Annotated in this window: 23 protein-coding genes; 8 read left to right on the forward strand and 15 right to left on the reverse strand. The window is 61.2% G+C overall.

The genetic code is table 11. The annotated features are described in order from the left end of the window. The first annotated feature begins 4 nt into the window (after nt 1–4). The 4 genes from FS507_RS18375 to FS507_RS00095 are packed head-to-tail and all read left to right on the forward strand — an operon-like array spanning nt 5 to nt 1,948. Nucleotides 5–136 carry a hypothetical protein gene (locus FS507_RS18375; protein ID WP_260853064.1) on the forward strand — a complete coding sequence of 44 codons (132 nt, stop codon included), beginning with the start codon at nt 5–7 and terminating at the stop codon, nt 134–136. Further along, a complete protein-coding gene (locus FS507_RS00085) occupies nt 133–777 on the forward strand; it encodes a hypothetical protein (protein ID WP_145940837.1) in 645 nt (214 codons plus the stop codon). Before FS507_RS18375 ends, FS507_RS00085 begins: the two co-directional genes overlap by 4 nt. Before the next feature lie 7 nt (nt 778–784). Continuing rightward, the gene (locus tag FS507_RS00090; RefSeq protein ID WP_145940838.1) at nt 785–1,456 is read left to right on the forward strand and encodes a hypothetical protein; all 672 of its coding nucleotides are present in this window, start codon (nt 785–787) and stop codon (nt 1,454–1,456) included. A gap of 42 nt (nt 1,457–1,498) precedes the next feature. Continuing rightward, nucleotides 1,499–1,948, forward strand: a complete 450-nt coding sequence (locus FS507_RS00095; RefSeq protein ID WP_145940839.1) for an ATP-binding protein — start codon at nt 1,499–1,501, stop codon at nt 1,946–1,948. Between the two features lie 37 nt (nt 1,949–1,985). Here the strand turns inward: FS507_RS00095 and FS507_RS19745 are convergent, their stop codons facing one another. The 11 genes from FS507_RS19745 to FS507_RS00145 all read right to left on the reverse strand — a co-directional run bounded on the left by FS507_RS19745 (nt 1,986) and on the right by FS507_RS00145 (nt 12,067). After that, nucleotides 1,986–2,576 (reverse strand): IS5 family transposase, encoded by a 591-nt coding sequence (locus FS507_RS19745; protein WP_440130323.1) that lies wholly within the window; start codon nt 2,574–2,576, stop codon nt 1,986–1,988. After that, nucleotides 2,497–2,907 (reverse strand): IS5 family transposase, encoded by a 411-nt coding sequence (locus FS507_RS19800; protein WP_440130324.1) that lies wholly within the window; start codon nt 2,905–2,907, stop codon nt 2,497–2,499. The genes FS507_RS19745 and FS507_RS19800 overlap by 80 nt, the downstream gene beginning before the upstream one ends. 33 nt (nt 2,908–2,940) lie before the next feature. Beyond that, entirely contained in the window at nt 2,941–3,366 is a 426-nt protein-coding gene (locus tag FS507_RS00105) for an SdpI family protein (RefSeq protein WP_145940840.1), read from the reverse strand. A 258-nt stretch (nt 3,367–3,624) separates the two neighbouring features. Beyond that, a complete protein-coding gene (locus tag FS507_RS00110) occupies nt 3,625–5,049 on the reverse strand; it encodes an MFS transporter (RefSeq protein WP_145940841.1) in 1,425 nt (474 codons plus the stop codon). 174 nt (nt 5,050–5,223) lie between these two features. Continuing rightward, nucleotides 5,224–6,156: a cation diffusion facilitator family transporter gene (locus tag FS507_RS00115; RefSeq protein ID WP_145940842.1), complete on the reverse strand. Its 933-nt coding sequence runs from the start codon at nt 6,154–6,156 to the stop codon at nt 5,224–5,226. Continuing rightward, on the reverse strand, nt 6,153–6,560 hold the full coding sequence (locus tag FS507_RS00120) for an ArsR/SmtB family transcription factor (protein WP_145940843.1): 408 nt from the start codon (nt 6,558–6,560) through the stop codon (nt 6,153–6,155). The genes FS507_RS00115 and FS507_RS00120 overlap by 4 nt, the downstream gene beginning before the upstream one ends. A gap of 110 nt (nt 6,561–6,670) precedes the next feature. Further along, entirely contained in the window at nt 6,671–7,882 is a 1,212-nt protein-coding gene (locus FS507_RS00125) for a Dyp-type peroxidase (RefSeq protein WP_145941124.1), read from the reverse strand. Next, nucleotides 7,869–8,534 carry a copper chaperone PCu(A)C gene (locus FS507_RS00130; protein ID WP_313958059.1) on the reverse strand — a complete coding sequence of 222 codons (666 nt, stop codon included), beginning with the start codon at nt 8,532–8,534 and terminating at the stop codon, nt 7,869–7,871. The genes FS507_RS00125 and FS507_RS00130 overlap by 14 nt, the downstream gene beginning before the upstream one ends. Nucleotides 8,535–8,625: 91 nt before the next feature. After that, nucleotides 8,626–9,282, reverse strand: a complete 657-nt coding sequence (locus FS507_RS00135; RefSeq protein ID WP_145940845.1) for a vitamin K epoxide reductase family protein — start codon at nt 9,280–9,282, stop codon at nt 8,626–8,628. Continuing rightward, nucleotides 9,263–9,910 carry a DsbA family protein gene (locus tag FS507_RS00140; protein ID WP_145940846.1) on the reverse strand — a complete coding sequence of 216 codons (648 nt, stop codon included), beginning with the start codon at nt 9,908–9,910 and terminating at the stop codon, nt 9,263–9,265. Before FS507_RS00140 ends, FS507_RS00135 begins: the two co-directional genes overlap by 20 nt. Before the next feature lie 111 nt (nt 9,911–10,021). Next, on the reverse strand, nt 10,022–12,067 hold the full coding sequence (locus FS507_RS00145) for a cytochrome c oxidase assembly protein (protein WP_145940847.1): 2,046 nt from the start codon (nt 12,065–12,067) through the stop codon (nt 10,022–10,024). 146 nt (nt 12,068–12,213) lie between these two features. On the opposite strand from FS507_RS00145, the gene cmtR reads away from it, so the two are divergent. The 4 genes from cmtR to FS507_RS00165 all read left to right on the forward strand — a co-directional run bounded on the left by cmtR (nt 12,214) and on the right by FS507_RS00165 (nt 16,365). After that, nucleotides 12,214–12,630 (forward strand): Cd(II)/Pb(II)-sensing metalloregulatory transcriptional regulator CmtR, encoded by a 417-nt coding sequence (gene cmtR, locus FS507_RS00150; RefSeq protein ID WP_145940848.1) that lies wholly within the window; start codon nt 12,214–12,216, stop codon nt 12,628–12,630. Between the two features lie 176 nt (nt 12,631–12,806). Then, complete coding sequence (locus FS507_RS00155) at nt 12,807–14,759, forward strand: heavy metal translocating P-type ATPase (RefSeq protein WP_440130327.1); 1,953 nt, start codon at nt 12,807–12,809, stop codon at nt 14,757–14,759. Nucleotides 14,760–14,944: 185 nt separating this feature from the next. Further along, nucleotides 14,945–15,556, forward strand: a complete 612-nt coding sequence (locus FS507_RS00160) for a redoxin domain-containing protein (RefSeq protein WP_145940850.1) — start codon at nt 14,945–14,947, stop codon at nt 15,554–15,556. 20 nt (nt 15,557–15,576) lie between these two features. Next, nucleotides 15,577–16,365 carry a cytochrome c biogenesis CcdA family protein gene (locus tag FS507_RS00165; RefSeq protein ID WP_145940851.1) on the forward strand — a complete coding sequence of 263 codons (789 nt, stop codon included), beginning with the start codon at nt 15,577–15,579 and terminating at the stop codon, nt 16,363–16,365. Between the two features lie 335 nt (nt 16,366–16,700). Here the strand turns inward: FS507_RS00165 and FS507_RS18380 are convergent, their stop codons facing one another. From FS507_RS18380 to FS507_RS00180, 4 genes are all read right to left on the reverse strand, one after another. Further along, a complete protein-coding gene (locus tag FS507_RS18380; RefSeq protein WP_260853065.1) occupies nt 16,701–16,835 on the reverse strand; it encodes a hypothetical protein in 135 nt (44 codons plus the stop codon). Between the two features lie 88 nt (nt 16,836–16,923). Continuing rightward, nucleotides 16,924–17,184 carry a hypothetical protein gene (locus FS507_RS00170; protein WP_145940852.1) on the reverse strand — a complete coding sequence of 87 codons (261 nt, stop codon included), beginning with the start codon at nt 17,182–17,184 and terminating at the stop codon, nt 16,924–16,926. A 759-nt stretch (nt 17,185–17,943) separates the two neighbouring features. Next, on the reverse strand, nt 17,944–19,074 hold the full coding sequence (locus FS507_RS00175) for a hypothetical protein (RefSeq protein ID WP_145940853.1): 1,131 nt from the start codon (nt 19,072–19,074) through the stop codon (nt 17,944–17,946). A 159-nt stretch (nt 19,075–19,233) separates the two neighbouring features. Further along, entirely contained in the window at nt 19,234–19,467 is a 234-nt protein-coding gene (locus tag FS507_RS00180; RefSeq protein ID WP_145940854.1) for a hypothetical protein, read from the reverse strand. Between the last annotated feature and the right edge of the window lie 68 nt (nt 19,468–19,535).

Consider the following 19,535-nt stretch of genomic DNA (forward strand, 5'->3'; position numbering starts at 1 on the left):
TGTGGTGTCGAGAAAACGTACCGGTATCGACAGCGACGCCCCCGGCGAGGACACTAGGTCTGTTCTCGCCGGGGTGTCGTCGTATGTGGGGCTGCAGGTCTGCGGGTACGCCGGGCACCATAAGATCACGGCATGAGTATGGACGTGGTTATTCCGGCAGCGAGCGGTCTGTTTGGCGCGGGGATCGGGGCTGTGATCGCCGAGAGGTTCCAATCTCGTCGCGCAAAACATGAGCGAATGAACGCGATCAGGGTCGATCAGTTCGAGAAAGCCCGCGACTTCGCCGTAGATGCCTACGAGGGGCACCGTCACCTGCGACCCCTTGTAGACATCTTCGACAGAGTCGAACGCTCGGGCGACCATCACGAACCCTCCGTGGCGCTGTCGTCGCACGAGGGTTTCTTCGAGCAGGTACGTGCCGGGGTTGCAGTCGCAAAATACAGCGCGCCTGACAGGGGAGTGCGTTTCGCCTTAGACAGTGTGATCGCCGAGGTCGATGAGTTCGACAAGCTTTACAAGCAGATCAGGGCGGAAATCGGAGCGAGCGCGTCATATGCCGCGGCAATGGATACCGCCGCCGAGGTGGATAGCAAGCTGTCGAACTTCACAGAGGTGACCGATCAAGTGGTGGAGATAGCGCGTGCGTGGTTGTACGAGTCAACCTTTGAGCAGGGTGATGGATCGGGTTACTACGAATCGTGGTGGAAGCGGGTGAACCGACTACTCACGCGAACCTACGGCGGCAGAATAAAACGGGATCAGGGCCCTAGTATATAATGATCGCATGAACGACACCGTATGGGTAGCTACAATTACAGCAGTTTCAACGCTTCTGGCGGGACTCGGCGGACAACTTCTGACAAATGGGAAAGAGCTTAAGCGTCTACAGCGTGAACAGTTGGAAGCTGCAAGAAGCGAGCAATTAAACGCCGTCAGGACATTTATGGAGAGGGTTCATGTTCTCAGAATGGACTCGTTGTACGAGGCGATTCCCCTGACCTATACCCAAGCTGTTAGGGATCGGTTGGAATCTATGCGACGAGAACAGGCCGCGTATCGCGCTGTTTCGAAGTCCGCGAGGTGGTTTCGGTCTCGCTTGAGAAGCCTGACTATGAGTCTCGGACTTTTTCGGGGGAAGTCTTCTAAATCCGAAGCGAAATCGATCATTCATCAGCATAATTTCGGCGCTGACGAGCTTAGATTTAAACTCTCGAACGCAAAGCTCCGAATCGATATGCATAATGAATGGGAGATAATGTACATGTCTCTATCTAATGATCTAGTGAAAGATGGTGCACGGAAAGTTCAACAGCTATTGCGAGATGATTCTGTGTATATTGGCGCGTCTATTACTAAGCCGAGGAAGGAGGGGCGCGGAACTAGCAGGTATGTGCCGGGGAGGTTTGATGCTGCACTTGATGCCTTGAGGGAAGTTGCAGTGCTCGAATTGACTTAGTGGCGTAGGCGTTCTGCAGGCCAGAATCGGTGGAGTTCATCTATGTGCTCGTGGGAGCACCCCGTGCAGGAGGGGTACCTCAAAAGGGGGATTGGTAAATCGATGCTGGCAGAACGACTGCCGGGTATTCTCCCGCCTCTCCGGGAGGACGAACAGCTCGAAACGGCGGCGGTGCACTCGGTCGCCGGTGCCAGGGACAGGTTGGAGCAGGTCTCGTGTGGTCAACGGCCGTTCGTCGCGCCACACCACTCGGTCACACGAGCGGCGTTGACAGGTGGCGGCAGCGGCAGGATCCGTCCCGGAGCCGTGAGCATCGCACACAACGGTGTGCTCTTCATCGACGAGGCCCCTGAGGTCGCCGCCGGGACACTGGAGTTGCTGCGCACCCCGATGGAGACCGGTCATATCGACGTGGCACGCCATCATGGCACAGTGCGCTTCCCCGCACGGTTCCAGCTGGTGGTGTTTTGTATACGTCTGGACAGTGTTTAGTGATGCTCGACTGTCCCAGAGTCGCGCAGGTTGTCCGCTAGGCCGTGTCTCCTAAAGGTGCGAGCCAGGCGACGATCGTGGACAACACCGCCGCCGCCCGGTACACCACCGCCAACTTGTCGTAACGGGTCGCCAACCCGCGCCACTGCTTGACCTTGTTGAACGCCCGCTCGACAACATTGCGGCCCTTGTACGCCTCAGCGTCGAACCCCGGTGGCCTGCCACCGGCCGAACCTTTCCTCTTGCGGGCCCGGACGTGGTCGACCTTGTCGGGGATGACAGTCTTGATTCCCCGGCTGCGCAGGTACTCCCGCGTTCCCCGCGATGGATAGGCCCGGTCAGCCAACACCGCATCCGGGGTGGTGCGTGGCCGACCACCGCCGACCCGGGGCACCCGGATGTCGTCGATGATCTCGCGCAGTACTGCACCGTCGTTGCGCTGCCCGCCGGTGACCACCACCGACAGCGGCCGGCCGACACCGTCGACCCCGACGTGGCTCTTCGTAGACAGTCCGCCCCGTGACCGGCCTATACCATGACCTGCAGGTTCAGTCGGAAGAAAACCCTGCTTCGTGTAATTCGCCCGTGCCCCCTGTGTGCTGCTCCGGACGGGTTGTGTTCGTCGCATGCTGGTGGGCACGGTTGATTGTCGCGTCGACGGATATGGTCCAGTCGATGTCTCCGGCAGCATCCGCGTCAGCCAGGATCTTTGCCAGTACGGCGTCCCAGGTGCCGTCGGCGGCATAGCGGCGTTGGCGTTTCCATACTGTCTGCCAGGGGCCGAAGTAGTCGGGCAGGTCCCGCCAGGCGATGCCGGCCCGGTAACGGTAGATGATGCCTTCAACGACCCGTCGGTTGTTGGAAAACGGTCGGCCCCGCCGACCGTCGGAGGAGGGCAGGAGTTCTTCGATGCGTGACCACTGGGCGTCGGTGAACTGATGGAGGCGTGTTTCGTTCATACATTCCAGGCTGTCACGCACCGAGTCGACTATTTAGGAGACACGCCCTAGAGAGTGACCCGTGTCGACAACAACGCCGCTCACCGAACAGCTCCCAGATTGACGCGCTGCTTCGACATCCTGCGCCTTGGCGTGATCGATCTTTGCCAGCGCCTGGGCAGCCAGCGCAGCGCCCAGGCCGATCAGGAATAGTGCACCGACAATCAGCAGTCCGGCGATCGCCCACAGCCATCCACCTCGCAGGCTCACCGCGCCAGCAGCAACCAGGGCTATTCCCGCACCAACCCAGGGCGGACCGGCGATGCGATGGCCGGTGTTCCACATTTCTCGCGTCTTCCTCGTTTCCTGAAGCCGCAGTCTTATCCAGTTGTTGCCGGGAAGCTTGACCATGGTCGCCAAGATCCCGACAGCAAGAAGGCCGATACCGAACACGACGAGCAATACAGAGAGAACCATCATGTATTCACCTTAATCCAGAGACGCTGCGCCGATCTCTTTACCCCCCCTAGGGTATAGAACCTAAAGCAGGAATTATCCGCACAGAGATTCTGGCCGCACCGTGGGCTACGGATGCTGAGCCTTCAGGGGAACAACTGACGACGAAACCAATCCTGTGGAGTCCCAGGTCCAGGGCAGGTGCTGGTGACGGTGAATGTGGTGGTGGTCATCAAGGCCTCCTTGGAGGGATCGAGTGGAGAATGAGGGTGACGGGTTGTTCTACGGTGCGGTTGCTGCAGTGACGGTGCTGTCGGACTGGGGTTCACGGCTTAGCGTTGTGACTGCCAGTACGGCGGCGAGCAGCAGGACGCCGGTGCCGGTGAGCAGGGCCGTGCTGTACCCGTCGACCAGGGCCTCATGGCTTGCTGGGGTTGGCTGTCCGGCAGTGACGGTGGCTGCCACGGCGGCCAGGAGAGCTAGTCCGAGGGCTACACCGATTTGTTGGGACGTGTTCAACAGGGCCGAGGCGATACCGGATTTGTCCGGGTCGACCCGGTAGACCGCTGCCTGGGTCAGGGTGATCGAGCCGATGCCGAAGCCGAGGGCGACGAGGAACATCGCCGGGGCCATGCCGGTCCAGTAGCCGGTGTCGGTGCTGATGAACGAGAACCACAGTGCCCCGCCGGCGGAGACCAGGGCAGCGGTCCCGGCGATATAGCGTGGGCCGATTTTCTGCAGCAGTTGTGGTGCTATTGCCGCACCGACGACGATACCCAAGGCGAAGGGGAGCCAGGAGATTCCGGTGCGCAGGGGGCTGAACTCTCGGACCTGTTGCAGGTACAAGGTGATGACGTAGAAGGTACCCATCGGTCCGATCGCCAGGCACAGCATCGTCAGGTACGCCCCGGTGCGGTTGGTGTCGCCGAACAGTGACAGCGGGAGCAACGGTTGGGTGCTGGCACGCTGGCTGAGGATGAACAGGATCAGCAGGACCACGGCAGCGGCCACGAGGATGTAGGCCACCGGGTCGCTGAAACCTTCCTCGCCGAAGCGGGTGATCGCGTAGACCAGTGCCAGTAGACCGCCGGTGCCCAGGGCGGCACCGATCCCGCCGAGGCGGCCGGTGTGGCGGTCGGCGGTGATCAGGTGGCGGCTACCCAGCAGGACCAGCAGGCCGATGGGCACGTTGATGAAAAACACCCACCGCCAGTTCAACATGTCGGTGAGCACGCCGCCGAGGACCAGTCCGAGTACGATGCCCAGCCCGGACATCGCGCCGTAGAGCGACAGGGCGGTGTCCTGTTTCTTGCGGTCGTCGAAGGTGGTGGTGATCAGGGCCAGGGCGTTGGGTGCGGTCATTGCGGCACCGAGTCCCTGGACGGCGCGGGCGGCGATGAGCATTTCGGTGTTCTGACCCAACCCGCCGAGCAGGGAGGCGATGACGAAGACGGTGATTCCGAGCTGCAGGGTGCGTTGGCGTCCCCACAGGTCGCCGATGCGTCCGCCGAGTAGGAGCAGTGCGCCGAAGGCGAGGATGTAGGCGTTGACGATCCAGGGCAGGTGGACGGCATCGACGTGCAGTTCGTTCTGGATGCTGGGCAGGGCGATGTTCACGATGGAGTCGTCGAGCACGAGCATCAGTTGGGCTGTGGCGATCACCAGCAAGGGGATCACCCAGCTGGTTGGTGTTCTCGTTGTCGCCATGGGCGGAAGGCTCCTTTTCGTGAGGCGGCGTGGGTGACAGCTGCGGATATCGATATGCAGTCCGAGACGATACCCCCGCGGGGTATATTCTGGCTATCCGGTGGTGTGAGTCGACGTTTCGTAGGGCGAGCCTGTTCTCGAAGCGGGAACAAAGGTAAGGTAACTTTCACTAACTTACATTCGTTCTTCTTTCGAGATATTCTCCGACTCGATCTGCAATACAATATGATCTATCGCAATACCTGAATGTTCGGTAATGGCTGACTTTGCGTCAGTAAGTATCCTTTCGACGCTTTCGTTTCCTAGGAGTTCATCTTCGATGACAATGTGAGCACTCAGGGTGAGTAGGCCGGTAGCCACAGTGGAGGAGTGGAGGTCGTGGACTTCTATTACCCCCTCGACCCCTAGGATCTGGTCGCGCACTTTATCGAGGTCTAGTCCCTTGGGAGTGAACTCCATCAGTACACTCATCGTCTCGCGCATCAGAATGAATGCACGCGGAACGATCAGCGCTGCAATTAGTAAGCCGGCAATGGCGTCAGCACGAGTGAAGTCGGTGGTCGCGATGACCACCGCGGCCACAATTACCCCCAGTGACCCGAGTGCATCGTTGAGTACTTCCAGGAATGCTGCTCGCATGTTGAAGTTTGCGCCTCTGCTTGATGACAGAATCACGATGGCGACGATATTCGCCGAAAGCCCAATGATGCCGAATATCAGCAGTTCAGTAGCTGGTACTTCCGGAGGTTCGAAAAGTCGTCGAACCCCTTCAATTGCTGCGTAGGCACCTACGATTAAGAGTAGGATAGCTTGTCCCAGTGCTGCGATGACTTCGATGCGACGGTAGCCCCAGGTGCGTGTGCTTGTGGCAGGCCGTAGCATTAGCGTTGCTGCAATCAGGGCTACCAGTAGGCCAGAGGCGTCTGCCAGGGCGTGAGCAGTGTCCGTCAACAGTGCTAGGCTACCGGTCACTACAGACCCTACGGCCTGAGCGATGACGATTACCGAAGTGATCGTGAAGGCGATCCACAGCTTCGTGCGATGGTCCCGAGGGCTGCCTGCGCCGGCGGGGGAGTGTTGGTGATTGTGTGCGTGGCCTGAACTCATGATTTTCCATTCTCTGTTGACGGTGGGGTGGTGTCTTGGGGTCTGGTGTGAACGAGGTGGGAACAGGGTTGTTGCCGACCTCCTGTCGAGTCGAGCATCTTGTCGGCGGCGGCGAGGAGGATGCGCAGCAGTGCCGGTTCGGACAGGTAATACCAGGTCGCCCGGCCATCAGGGCGCATACTCAGAAGATGACACTTCTGCAGGAACTTAATGTGCTTGCTCACGGTTGACTGGGCCAGTCCCATGTGGTCGGCAAGATCGCCGACTCTGTGTTCGCCGGTGGCAAGGTGGTCAACGATCGCAAGGCGACTGGGGTCTGACAGGGCCTGGAAAAGGTGCGCGTATGTCACGGCATCGAAGTTCCCGGAACCGCCTGGATTCTCCGTGTGTTCACTAATCGACATGTGGCGATTATATCGCCGTTCGGCGATTATGGGAAGTTGGGGGAGCGGAATCACCGCGTGCTGTGCTACAGGGGCACCCTGTCTGCACTTGACCAGGGTGTTTAGACTTCTTACCCCAGCAGGTCCTCACCCCAGTAGCTGTCCTCGGACGTCCCGCCCGGGACGTGGAATACGGCGGAGCCGACGTGGGTGATCCACTCATTCAACCGGTCGCCCTCGGCGAGACGTCGCTGCACGGGGATGAAGGAGGTACCCGGGTCACGTTGGAAACAGGTGAAGATCAAGCCGGTGTCGGAGAGATCGATCAGGTCAGCGTCCTGCAGGCCGGCTGGTCCGGCGGTGACGGGAAGATCGTAGTTGTAGGCACGACGCAGCATACGTTCAGCGTCACCGTTGCGTGAGGTCGCCACGGCCACGTGGGAGTGCGCGTCGATGAGGGGGAGGCCGTCGTCGCCGATCTTGTTCACGTCGACGGCGGTGAACTCGTCGCCGCCGCTCAGTGGTGCTCCCTCGACGATGGTGCGTCCCATCGCGACTTCCCGGGTGCTGCGGTCCACGGACTCCCATTCGGGCATGTCGAAGGCGACGCGACGGACGATCATGCAGGTCCCGCCGTCGTCGTTCCAGACCTGGGCGTCGAACTCCTTCTCCGAGTGAGGGTTGACGGTGCCGTCCTTGAAACCGAAGAGGTTGCGCGGGGTGCCGTCCTGCACGTCCAGGAATCCGGTCTGGCTCCAGGACGGTCGGGCGTAGTCGGCGCCGCCGCGGACGAGGACGCGCAGCGCGTGGGAGACCGTGGTGCGGTCGTCGCCGCAGATCTGCAGGACGATGTCGCGGTCGCCCCAGGTGTCGTCGAGCCGGTCGCCGGTGAAGTGCGGCAGCGGCTTCAGCCAGGAGGGGGCTTTGTCGGAGATCCCGGCGGCGGCGTAGAGTCCCAGGCCGAAACCGCAGGTGACGGTGAGGTTGCCGGGGTTGGAGGCGAGTTCCGGTTCCAGGTCGGCCAGCACGGGCGTGCCGGCGCAGAGGCGTCGGGCATCCCCGGTCCAGATGCGAAGCAGGCGTTGGACGGCCCTGCGGTCGGCACCGTCACGCAGTGAGAATGCGACGGTGGTGTTGTGTGCCTGGGGTGGGGTGGCGATGCCGGCTTGATGGTCACCGTCGAAGGGGACTGTGGCCGTCTCCGGTTCTGCGGCGGCGTCCTGCCCGTCGGAGCAGGATGTCGTCACCGCGGCAGTGCCGAGGACGCCGAGAGTGCCGAGTCCGCCGAGGAAACCGCGGCGGGTCAGTCCCCGTGCCACGGTGTGCGGGTCAGTGCCCGGCATGCTCGTCGTCGCCACTGTCGCCACTGTCGCCACTGTCGCTGCTGTCTGGTGCGTAGTCTTCGTGGCTGGACTGTTGCACACGTACCGGCAGATCAGTCAGCTCGTAGGTGGTGCCGTCCTCGGCGGTCAGCGTCAGGGTGACAGCATCACCGGCGGCAATGTCGTCATGGTTCTGCAGGATCATGATGTGGTGTTCACCAGGGGCCAGCGCCAAGGACCCCTGCGCCGGCACGGTGAGGCCGTCGTCGGTCTGCTTCATGATTCCACCTGTCACCTCGTGGTACTGGAACAGTCCCTGGATATTTCCAGCGGCTTCGGTGAGGTGGATGTCCTCGTCGGTGGTGTTGACCAGTTCACCAAACACCGCTGTCATGTCCTGGTCGGGTGCTTTTGCCCCCACATACCCATTCCTGAGCTCAAGTCCGGCGTCCTCGGCTGTGACCGAACTGTTATCGGTAGAAGCGGGGGTGGATGGCCCGGCGGATACGCTGGTTTCGGGGTCGTCCGTGGTGCATGAAACTGTACTCAATCCGAGTGCGGTGATCGCTAGGGCACTGAGAGCGACCGTCATGACTCTCCGGGTTCCTCGCCACGAGCGTGGTGTCGGTGTTTTTGTGGGAGACAGCCGTGGGGTGGATAGTGAACGGGGCATTAAGCGGGATCCTTTCGGACAGGTACAGGCGGTGAAATGACGATGAGGATGTCGGTGCCGAGGCGGTGTGCTCTGCAGGGTGCGCGAGTAGTCATAGCAGGCTGCTCCAGTAGTCCCAGAACCGGTGTGTCACCAGGGCGACGATGACCAGGAGCCAGACAGTCAGCAGGGTGCCGCGGTAGTCAGTGACCAGTATGACTGCTCGGTGAACCCACGGTGGTCCGGTGTGCCTGACTGACTGGAGTAAGGCAACGGTGGTGTACCAGAATGCCGGGATCGTCACTGCCCAGACGACCATGCAGTAGGGGCACAACGCGCCGATACTGTAGAGACTCTGAGCGATCAACCAGTGCACGAAAATCACCGCGAAAGTGACCCCGAGTTGCAGGGACACCCGGAACCAGCGCGGCATTGTGAATCCGGCGACAAGAACGGTTCCGGTCATCGCCAAGACAGCGAAACCGGCGATACCGATGATCGGGTTGGGGATACCAAAGGCTTCGGCCTGGGCGGTGTTCATGACCGAGCCACAGGACAGCACAGGGCTGACGTTGCAGCTGGGAATGTGTTCGGGGTCCTCAAGGACGCTGATCTTCTCGACCAGTAGGGCAGAAGCAGCAACGAGCCCGGTGAGTCCGCAAACCAGAAGCAGGATTCCCAGTGGCCGGAGCACTCTTGGTGAGGACGTCGGCGAGATCTGCGAGGTTGGTCGGGGCGGTGTGGCCTGCTCAGTCGGCGAGAGCGTCATCGAAACTTCTCTTCAGATCATCGACCGTTTCCGGTTCCAGGCGCTCACCGTCGAGGAAGAACGTCGGGGTCCCCTCGACACCAACGTCCTTGCCGTCCTGCAGGCTCTGATCGATGCGTTCGGCGATCGCCGGGTCCGCCAGATCCTCGCGGTAGCGCTGCATGTCCAGGCCCATATCCTCGGCGTAGCCAGCGAAGACGTCCTCCTGCGATTCTTCCTTGTGGCCCCATTCTTCCGGGGTCTCGAACAGCCGGGTGTACATTTCCTCAAACTTTCCCTGCTCACCAGCTGCTTCGGCAGCTTTGGCGGCGTTGAGAGAGTTGCCGTGCAGCGGCATCTGGCGCACCACGAAACTCACCCGATCACCGTACTCGGCACGGAGCTGTTCGATAACCGGAAACAGGGCGATGCAGGCTTCGCACTCGAAGTCGAGGAACTCGACGAACACCGCCTCGTCGCCGCTGGACAATACCGCGCTGTCGTCGCGTACCAGCTGGCCCGAATTGACGGCGGTGGCGTCGGTGGTCTCAGGGGCGTCATCGTCTCGACCCGAGAAGTACAACAGCCCCCCGACGACGACGATGGCCAGGACGATCAGGATGGCGGACAGGGTGACGTTCTTGTTCAACGTGACATCAACTCTTCGTTGGTGGACGGTCAAGGACAGGACACAAGACTCCCGAACTGTGTGCGCAAGAAACGACAGTACAGCAGTCACTGACTGACCAGTGAATCCTGACTAGTTCTTCCGGGGGGTGCCCACCGACAGGGTGTCGTGCGCTCGTCGGGGTTCTGTGGCTGATCGTTGGCGCAGAGCAGCGATGATGCATGCCGCACTGACTAGTGCGAGGCTGCCACCACCGATCCAGCTGGACACCAGAGAAGCTGTGTATTGCTGTTCCGCCAGGTCCACCGGGAACGGCAGCTGCAGGGATAGGTAGTACTCGGCGGCGATAGGGGGGTCGATCTGCATCAATGCAGTACTGGCGACAATGTGGATCACGGTTGTTGCGAGTCCAATGCAGCACCGGGACTTCGAGCTGAGTCGCCGAGGTGGACTGTTCTTACTAATGAAGCCCCAGAAGAACAGTACACCGGACAAAAGGAACATTGCCACCAGTCCGACATGGCCGGCATGTTCGGCGGTCAGGACATCGAAAAGCCCGGTGAAATAGATGCCGAAGAAGACACCGGTAAACTGGATAACAGCGACAATCGGGTGGGTGAGGCAACGGGTGACGGGATTGTCACTCAACCAGGTCAACCACTGCGAGGCATCGGGCAGCCCTGAGGAGCCTGGGCGTGGTGTATCGCTGACGCCGCCAGCAGGTGTCGTTGAGGGCAGGGTGGTGCGCAACAGTGTTATCGGGGCGGCAGCGACCCAGAGCAGTGGTATGACGATGCTGAGCAGAATGTGCTGAATCATGTGGGGGGTGAACAGCGCCATAGCATAGCGTCCGAGTCCCGAGCACGTGGCCACGATAAGCACGAGGTTTCCCAGGGTCCACCAGAGCACCCGGTGGGCCGGCCACGTCAGTCCACGGCGACGAATGTTCTGCCATGCCCACAGGTAACCTAGCTGCAGCATCAGGGCGACGACACCGAAAACAAGATCGAACCTCCAATTGGTCACGACCTCGGAGAGGTTGAAGGCGGCGGTGACCGCAAAGCCCAGCACCATCTCTGCCTGGGTGATGTCGGCGTTGTACTCCACTGGCGGGGGAATTCGCGACAGAGAGACTGCGACGCCCACTGTGGCGGCCATGACCACAAGCTCGACGACCGCCAGACGGACAAATGGATGACGTCGTTTTGGTGAACCGGTGGGCTGAGGCGTCGGGGAGCTTTCAAGGGCGGGAAGAGTTGATTGGCGGTGACGGAGCCCGATCACAGCCAGGATGATGGTCAGGGCCGCTTTCACTGCGACGATGCGTCCGTAGTCGGTGGTGAACCATTCGGTGAAATCCAGGCGTACGGCGGCGTTAACGACCCCGGAGGCAGCGATGCCGGTGATGCAGATCAGTGCCAGGGTGGAGTACCGGCGGACCAGTCGAGCAAGGTGGGGCCCTTTGCGCGCGGCATGTGCGATCAGTGCCGCGAGCCCTCCGATCCACAGTGCGGCGAGGATGATGTGCCACAACAGTGAGTTCACGCCGATGTCGTGGTTTCCACCTGAGGCTGAGTGGCCTTCCACAGCCACCGGGATCAGGGAGGTGATGGACAGAAGAAAAAATGCCGGCTGCCAGGCCCAACGACGGGCAGGTAGCGAAATAAGAGCGGTTACCCCAGCGATGACGGCGACCTGGAGCATCGCGGTGGCGGTAGAAACCTGGCTGACTGCGGTGATCCACATCGACGGATGGAGAGTCTGGCTCAGTGGGGTTGCGGAGACGTCCGAAAGGTACAGCGGAATGAGCAGTAAGCAGCAGATCGCCCAGGCCAGCATGGAGAGGCTACCGGTTCGGGCGGCACGGTATCCGTCAAAATCGAGGAAGCCGTCAGCGCGTGCGGGGAGGCCGAACGCGCTGACAAGGAAACTTCCGATGCCCAGGCAGGCGAAGAAAGTGCCGGCAGAGCGAACCAGTGGTAGACCCCACGAGGTGGCCGGCCCCGGGTCGGGTATGCCCAACGCTGCCAGAGACTGGCCGAGAAAAGACACTCCAATCGCGGCACCGGTAATCCCGGCAACACCGGCTGCCAGCAGCCAGAGAACGACGGGCGCCCTGGTGGAAGCGGGGATTCGACGACGGGTTCGGGGGCTGGACTCACCGGCGGTGTTGGTCATGCTTGGGCAGCCTACTATGGGTGGGCGCGTTCGACTGCGTGCCCGTAGTCGACCTCATGGTCGGTCGCGGTCGCTGCCCTGTCGCCTGCCGTTGACAGGTGAGATCGACCTTGCCGAATAGTCACTAACCAATGTATGGTCACTGCATGCTGACCATTGCTTCACGAATTGACGTCATGAACCGGCTGGGTCGGGCGATGGCTGACCCGAACCGCTCCCGGATACTTCTGAGCCTGTTAGAGGCGCCCGGTTACCCCGCGCAACTGTCCCGTTATCTGGACTTGTCGCGTACCAATGTGTCCAACCACCTGGCGTGTCTGCGTGGGTGTGGCTTGGTGGTCGCCACCCCGGAGGGACGCCGCACCCGCTACGAGATCGCGGACCCGCATCTGAGTCAGGCACTGCAGGCTCTGGTCAATGTTGTTCTGGCTGTCGACGAGGGCGGAGAAGCCTGCACCGACGAGCACTGTGAGGTGCCGGGGTGCTGCGCGGACTGCTCGGACGATGCCAACGAGTCTCTTGCCCACTTCGATGGGGGATCGGGCCGGAAGGATCTGGCATGAGCGAGTTCTGCTGCGGACCAGAGGAACCACATACACCAGCTAACAAGTCCAGTCGGCCTGGTACAGGAGATTCTGATCGACACCGCCTGCAGTTGAGCACCCTGGCCGAGACACCCTCCACCAGTCACGGCCCGTGTTGCGACGGGCAGGACACCGCTACACCGGGCCGAACGCCTGTGCGCTACAGCGGTGGTGACGCCTGCTGTGGTCCCGACGAGGCTGACCCGGACGTCGACCAGGAGGTGACACCGCCCTGGTGGCGGGACACCGAACTGCTCCCGTCGGCGATCAGTGGCGTGGCCCTGGTTGCCGGTTACCTTCTGTTCTGGTCAGATGCCCCAATCGCCGCTGAGGTACTGCAGTGGATCGCTCTCCTCGCCGGTGCCTACACCTTCGTTCCCGGAGCCCTGCGCCAACTGTCACGGGGCCGTCTGGGGGTGGGGCTGCTGATGACCATTGCCGCGGTCGGTGCGGTGGTGCTGGGGCATGTCGGGGAGGCCGCTGCACTGGCTTTCCTGTTCTCCCTGGCAGAAGCACTCGAGGACCGGGCGATGGGCCGTGCCCAGGAGAAACTGCGGGCACTGCTGGCCCTGATCCCCGATACGGTGCGTGTCGCCCGCGGCACACGGACAGTCACTGTCGCCGCCGCCGAGGTCCGCAGATCCGACGTCCTGATCGTGGGCGCCGGCGAACGCATCGCCACTGACGGCGTGGTGGTGGAGGGTAGCTCGAGTATTGACACCTCCGCGGTGACCGGCGAATCCATTCCTGTCGCCGTCGAACCAGGTGACGAGGTCCCTGCTGGGGCGGTCAACGGCGCTGCCACGCTGCGTATCGAGGCGACAGCGGACGGGGTCGATAATTCCTTGACCCAGATCGTCAGTCTCGTCGAGCAGGCCCATGCCAGGAAGGGCGAACGTGCCCGGTTGGCCGACACCATCGCACGCCCCCTGGTGCCGACGGTGTTGATCGCCTCCGCACTGGTCGCGCTGATCGGGAGCATGCTCGGTGATCCCGCCACCTGGATTGAGCGGGCGCTGGTGGTTCTCGTCGCCGCCTCACCATGTGCCTTGGCTATCGCGGTACCGGTGACCGTGATCAGTGCGATCGGTTCGGCCTCGAAGTTCGGCGTGGTCATCAAGTCTGGTGAGGCGTTCGAGCAGTTCGGGACGATCAGGACGGTGGCCCTGGACAAGACCGGCACGCTGACCCGTAATGAGCCTCGGGTCGTTGACGTCCGGACCGCCGCTGGATGGGAGGGGGACGAGGTCATTGCCTTCGCAGCCGCCCTGGAGACGGACAGCGTGCACCCGCTCGCCGCGGCGATCACCACCGCTGCCGCAGCGCATCCCCATCACGTGCTCTCGGCCCGGGACGTCGTGGAAAACGCCGGTCACGGTATCAGTGGTCGTCTGGGGGAGAGGACTGTCCGGGTCGGCAACACCCGCTGGCTGTACCCCCGGGGGCTCGAGGTCGAGGCCGGGTCGATGGCCGACAACGGAATGACGGTGGTGGTCGTCGAGGCCGATGGCCGAATTGTCGGGGTGATCGGCATCCGCGACGAGCTCCGGACCGAATCCGCCGAGACGATCCGGCAGCTGCATGCACAGGGTCTTCGTACGGTGATGCTCACCGGCGACAATGAACGTACCGCGGGTGCAGTGGCGGATCTGGCGGGGATCACCGACGTGCATGCGGACCAGCTGCCGAAGGACAAGGCTGACGCTGTGACGGCTCTTGCCGCGGAACGTCCGACGGCGATGATCGGCGACGGGATCAACGACGCGCCGGCGTTGGCGAACGCGACGGTGGGTATCGCCATGGGTGCCAAGGGGTCGGCGGCGGCGATCGAGTCCGCCGATATCGCCTTCACAGGTCACGATCTCCGTCTGATCCCGGGAGCGCTGGCGCATGCCAGGCGTGGTCGGAGGATCATGACGGCCAATATCGTCCTGGCGTTGGCGATCATCGTCCTTCTGTTCCCGCTGGCTCTGTTCGGCGTCCTTGGTCTGGCGGGGGTGGTTCTGGTTCATGAGGTCGCGGAGATTGTCGTGATCCTCAACGGGGTGCGGGCCACCCGACGGCCGGCATCTGTGAGGGCCTCTCAGCGTTCGATGGCCGACGGGTAAGCCAACCCTCCACATAATGACCCAGTCAGCGTCAAACAAGCACACCACTGTGGTGACACTTCGAACCACGTGTACACCCGGTCGCCGACGGAGCTAAGCGCCCCGGCGGGCTCAGCCACAACCCTGCTTCCACCCTATGCGATACACCTGCATATCGTCCTACACCCTGACCAGGAGTCCCAGAGATGCCCACTCGGTACAGCCCTTCGTTCGTTTACGGATGGGGGAAAACCATAGGTCCGTTACTAACTGCTGTCGTCTTGGCTCTTGGGCTCTCCGGCTGTGGACAAAGTAGTGCAGACGATACATTCCAGTTTGTGTCTCCGGGAGGTCAGACCGACATCACCTACGCCGAAGCTGATCGGCAGCCCGTCGGGAACCTGCGTGGCGAATCGCTGATGGACGCAGGCGAGATGATCGGCCTGGATGACTTCGAGGGTAAAGTCGTTGTCCTCAACGCCTGGGGGCAGTGGTGTGGCCCATGTCGCAGCGAAGCAGATGACCTCGAGCGGGTCCAAGAACGCCTCGTCGCTGATGGTGGAGGAACCCTGTTAGGGATCAATGTTCGTGACTCAGTGCGGGAGAAAGCCCAAGACTTTGTCGCTGATAATGCTCTCACGTACCCGTCAATTTATGATCCGCCATTTAAGTCTGCCTTGGCCCTGGGAGGTTTTCCCGCCTCAGTTATTCCGACGACGATCGTACTAGACAAGCAACATCGTCCGGCGAAGATATTCCTTCGTGAAGTGTCCGACGAAGATCTCTGGAACGCTGTGGAGCCGCTGCTCAATGAATAGTCGCAGAGAAAGGATCAAGCATGTCTGAACTAGGATCTACGTTAGCCGATCTTGTTGTTAGCGGGCCGATACTACTTGGCCTTCTTGCGGCTGCGGCAGCGGGGCTTGTGTCGTTTGCTTCCCCGTGTGTCATTCCACTGGTGCCGGGGTATGTATCCTATCTTGCGGGGATTGTGGGAACAAAAACCGAGCACACGACTGACGGCGCACTCGTCAAGCAGCACCGCGGTCGGGTCGGTGGTGCTGCACTGCTCTTCGTGGCAGGTTTCACCGTGGTGTTCAGTCTCGCGACTGCAACGGTCTTCGGAGTGATACAAACTATTCAGATGAATCAGGAAATCCTGATGCGCATCGGTGGTGTGGTAACCATCCTGATGGGCGCGGTTTTCATGGGCTTTATTCAACCACTGCAGAATGACACTCGAATTGCACCCCGACGGTGGTCAACGGTCGCTGGGGCTCCTCTGCTCGGGGCGGTTTTCGCATTGGGATGGACACCGTGCCTTGGTCCGACACTTGCAGCCATAATCTCTGTATCTGCAGGTACTGAGGGAATGACTGCAGCGCGTGGAGTAGTGCTCATTGTCGCTTACTGTTTTGGGTTGGGGGTGCCGTTTATTTTGGTAGCCCTCGGGTCGGTCACGGCACTGAGGGGTGTCGGGTGGTTGCGGCGCCACTCTCGAACGATCCAGATCGCCGGTGGGGTGATGCTGGTTATCGTAGGAATTCTTCTCGTGAGTGGTCAATGGGCGGTATTTGTGGACTGGATTCGGCAGTGGCTGGTGTCTGGAACAACCATGCCTATATAAATATAACTCGACAAGGTCGCCGTGGATGTAAGCCGGTTATCGCTCCGAGAGCTCGGTACCGTTCTGATTATGGCGTATTAATTGAATGCTAATCCAGGCCGTGATGCGGTTCGACTTGTGGTCCAAGGCTCCTTGGGCTCCGGGATTAATCTTCTCGAGTAGGTCATCGGCCTCAGGCGTAATGGTCCAGACTGCGGCGACCCATGGGGCGAGCTGCGCGGGCGCCCCTACGCCTTACTGATCGTCTTGGCAAACATGCGCTGGGGAGGACGATGGTTGTTTCAGAGGTAGTAGATCTGTTCCTGGGAATTGGTCCGGGCCTATTTCTAGGTAGGTCAGGTCCGGGCGAGTCTATCGAGCAGTTCGCGACGAGTCTCAGCGATGTCGTCGAGGGTCGCAGCGGCGATCGTACGTGCGCACACAGCTTCCTCGGCATCCGTCGGCAAGTCGCGGTCGGATTGCTCGGTCACGGCGGTCGACTCAGGTTGTGACGTCGGCGGGTATGTGTCCTGGCTGTCGTCATGTTGGGACTGCTGCGCGGTTTCGGATCCGTGGCGGTTATATCCGACTGATGGTGAGGTGAGGCCGGACACGGGTTGGTGGGAATTGTTGGGCATTGGTGATCGCCATCCCTGTTTCGGGGTCATCCTGGTGGTCGGGCAGTGCACGACACAGTACTGCATCATGCTCGTTGGCGAGTGTCCTGTCCACCGGAGTGGTCGGCTGGTTGAGGGCAGCGGCAAGAGTGTCTCGATCGGCGTGGGATTCGCCGCGGTGGGCCAGGCCGTTGTAGTCGATGAGCGTGGGGGTATCAGTCACGGCAGTGGGGTGGTTCTCCGGCACAGGGCCTCCCACTGCTGGTGATGAACAAGACATAATACGTCGTACTCGGGGTAAAGGGAACAGGGAGCATCGTGTGGCGAGTTCTGCGCAGGATGACCTGTACCTACATCTAGGTGTAGTTCCCGGGGAGGTGCCTGCAATGAGGAACCCTGTGTGACGAGCTAGAGGCTGCGGACGATCATCATTAACTTCGCTAGAGGAGGTAACCTTCTCCGGGCATGGAGTCAGGAACGTGGGAGTGACGGCAGTGGAGAGCGAAGGGGCAGTAGTGACTCGGGAGGTTGTTGTCTTGCTGGGGGCAAGGGAGGAGCGTAAGGCGGAGCAGATTGAGCGGGGCCTGCATGGCGCGTAGCGTCGGCTCTGCTGGATGCGGTTGGTGAGCTGCGCCCGGTGGCAGGGGCTACTTGAGTTCCGCTGTTCGCTGGGTGTGGTTTGACGCATTGTCTGACGCCTTCGTTCTGGCCAGTTCGTAGATCCTGCGCGACAAGATATCACCGGTGAGCTTGCTCGCGTTTACCGCGACCCTGGCACGGTCCTGCCGTCGCTGTAGGCTTCTTCCGGCTTTCGGCGTCGTTGATCTCCTCGGATGATGCATCCCCGAGGCTGAATGTGTCTCATTCTCCCGCATTCATTGCTGATCAGCCAGGTCCAGGCGGACATCGCCGGGGCTCCGAGGTTTTCAGAACAGTGCGGCACTGCCGCCAGTGCTTTTTCTGTCTTGCGACCGCCACCTCCTCAGGTGACAAGATTGGGCTCCCAGTTGGGCGATCGCGGGCAGTCATCGTCTGAGCGCCATCCTTCCTCGCTCGTCCACGGCGGTTGAGTAGGTGAACCGGTGGCGTCCCATCGCCATATGTCAGGATGACGTCGTTTGGTGCTGGTCGTCGGCCGTGCTGCGAAGCCGAGCGTTTGTCCTGCGGGGACGGTGTAATGCCACCAGCATCCGACGCGATCTTGCCGGACGGTGAATGCTTCGGGATCGAAGCTGTACTTCCTGGCAAGCTCTGCGAGCACGGCGTGTGCATTGAACGGGCCGGGGTGAAGCAATACAGCGTTGAGATAAGCAGTGTCGAAGTCACAGGCGAAGTTGTGCAGCTCGGGGATGTGGCGGTCATCGACCATTCGACCCATCTCATCGAGTTCCTTCGAGCCGGCAACGGACTCTTCGTGGAGTCGGCGCAACCGAGCGCCGGCGTCATTCGCGATGCGCGGGAAATACTCGGCCAGAGCCGCGACGAGCACGATCGTCTTGGTCGAGTTCACTCGCGTCGCGTAACCAAGGTCTCGACCGTGCAGTACGCCGTGGCGGGAGACGAGGCCGAAGGCGCCGGACCTCTTTACATCCTCGGAGAAGACGCGGCGGACGACCGGCAGGTTCTCCTCCATCCCTGACAGAGTGGCATCGTCAAGGTAGGAGTCCGCGTTGGCCTTAGAGAAAAAGGACTGGCCGGTCAGGTCGCGACTCATCCCGTCGATCTGCGCCAGGATGATCGGGGTGGATGCCTCATACGCACCGGCGAGATGATGCTCGATCGCTTTCTCGATGAGGGCTACCCGATCCCAGAGCACCTGTTTGAACGGGTAGTGAGAGTTCGACCATCGTCGGATGGGTGCCGCAGCATGGCGGAGAAGCACTTGATTATCGGAGTTCCAGACGTCGGTGATCGCCTCATCAATCGTTGTGGGGTCGGCGCCTTCCGCAGCAAGGTGCAGGACGCGGACCGTTCCAGGATGATTCCATCGACCGCACATCGCCCATCCCAGCGGCGCGAACAGCGCGACAGCCTCTGCGAGCTGCGTCACCGCGGGGTGGGTGACGACTCCGAGGCGTCGCGCCACATCGGCTGCCAGCTTCGCTTGCGTCATCTGCGTCCGCTTCCACGAACCCGGTTTTTCACAGGGCCTACAACCGTCTTCAGCGGTCCCCTCGCTGCTGAAACGACTCCAAGCCTACCAATGACCATGACGGAGCGGCTTGTTTCAGGCGCTGATAAGTCTGATGCCCAGGTTGCAGTGCGGCTGAGTCTAATTCTCTGAACTCCTCCCCTTGCCTTGTGAGAGGTGTTGGCTGACGGCGATGCAGAAGCCGTGAGGGGAGTCAATGACGAAGTCTGTTTCGTTGGCGAGCTCGGGTTGCGCGAAGCCGAAGACGTACACGGTCGAGTTCTGCTGTTGGTGCTGGGCTGTCCGGTATTCCTGGTAGCGGTCCTTGAAGATTTTCTTGCGCTGGTCACTCCAGTCGCTCCACTGGACCCGCATCTGGTGGGGGTACTCGGGTAGCGTTTTCTTGTGCTTAGGTCCTGCGAATACTGGGATAGCTGCGTAAT

Source organism: Corynebacterium glyciniphilum AJ 3170, from assembly GCF_007673095.1.
GTDB lineage: Bacteria > Actinomycetota > Actinomycetes > Mycobacteriales > Mycobacteriaceae > Corynebacterium.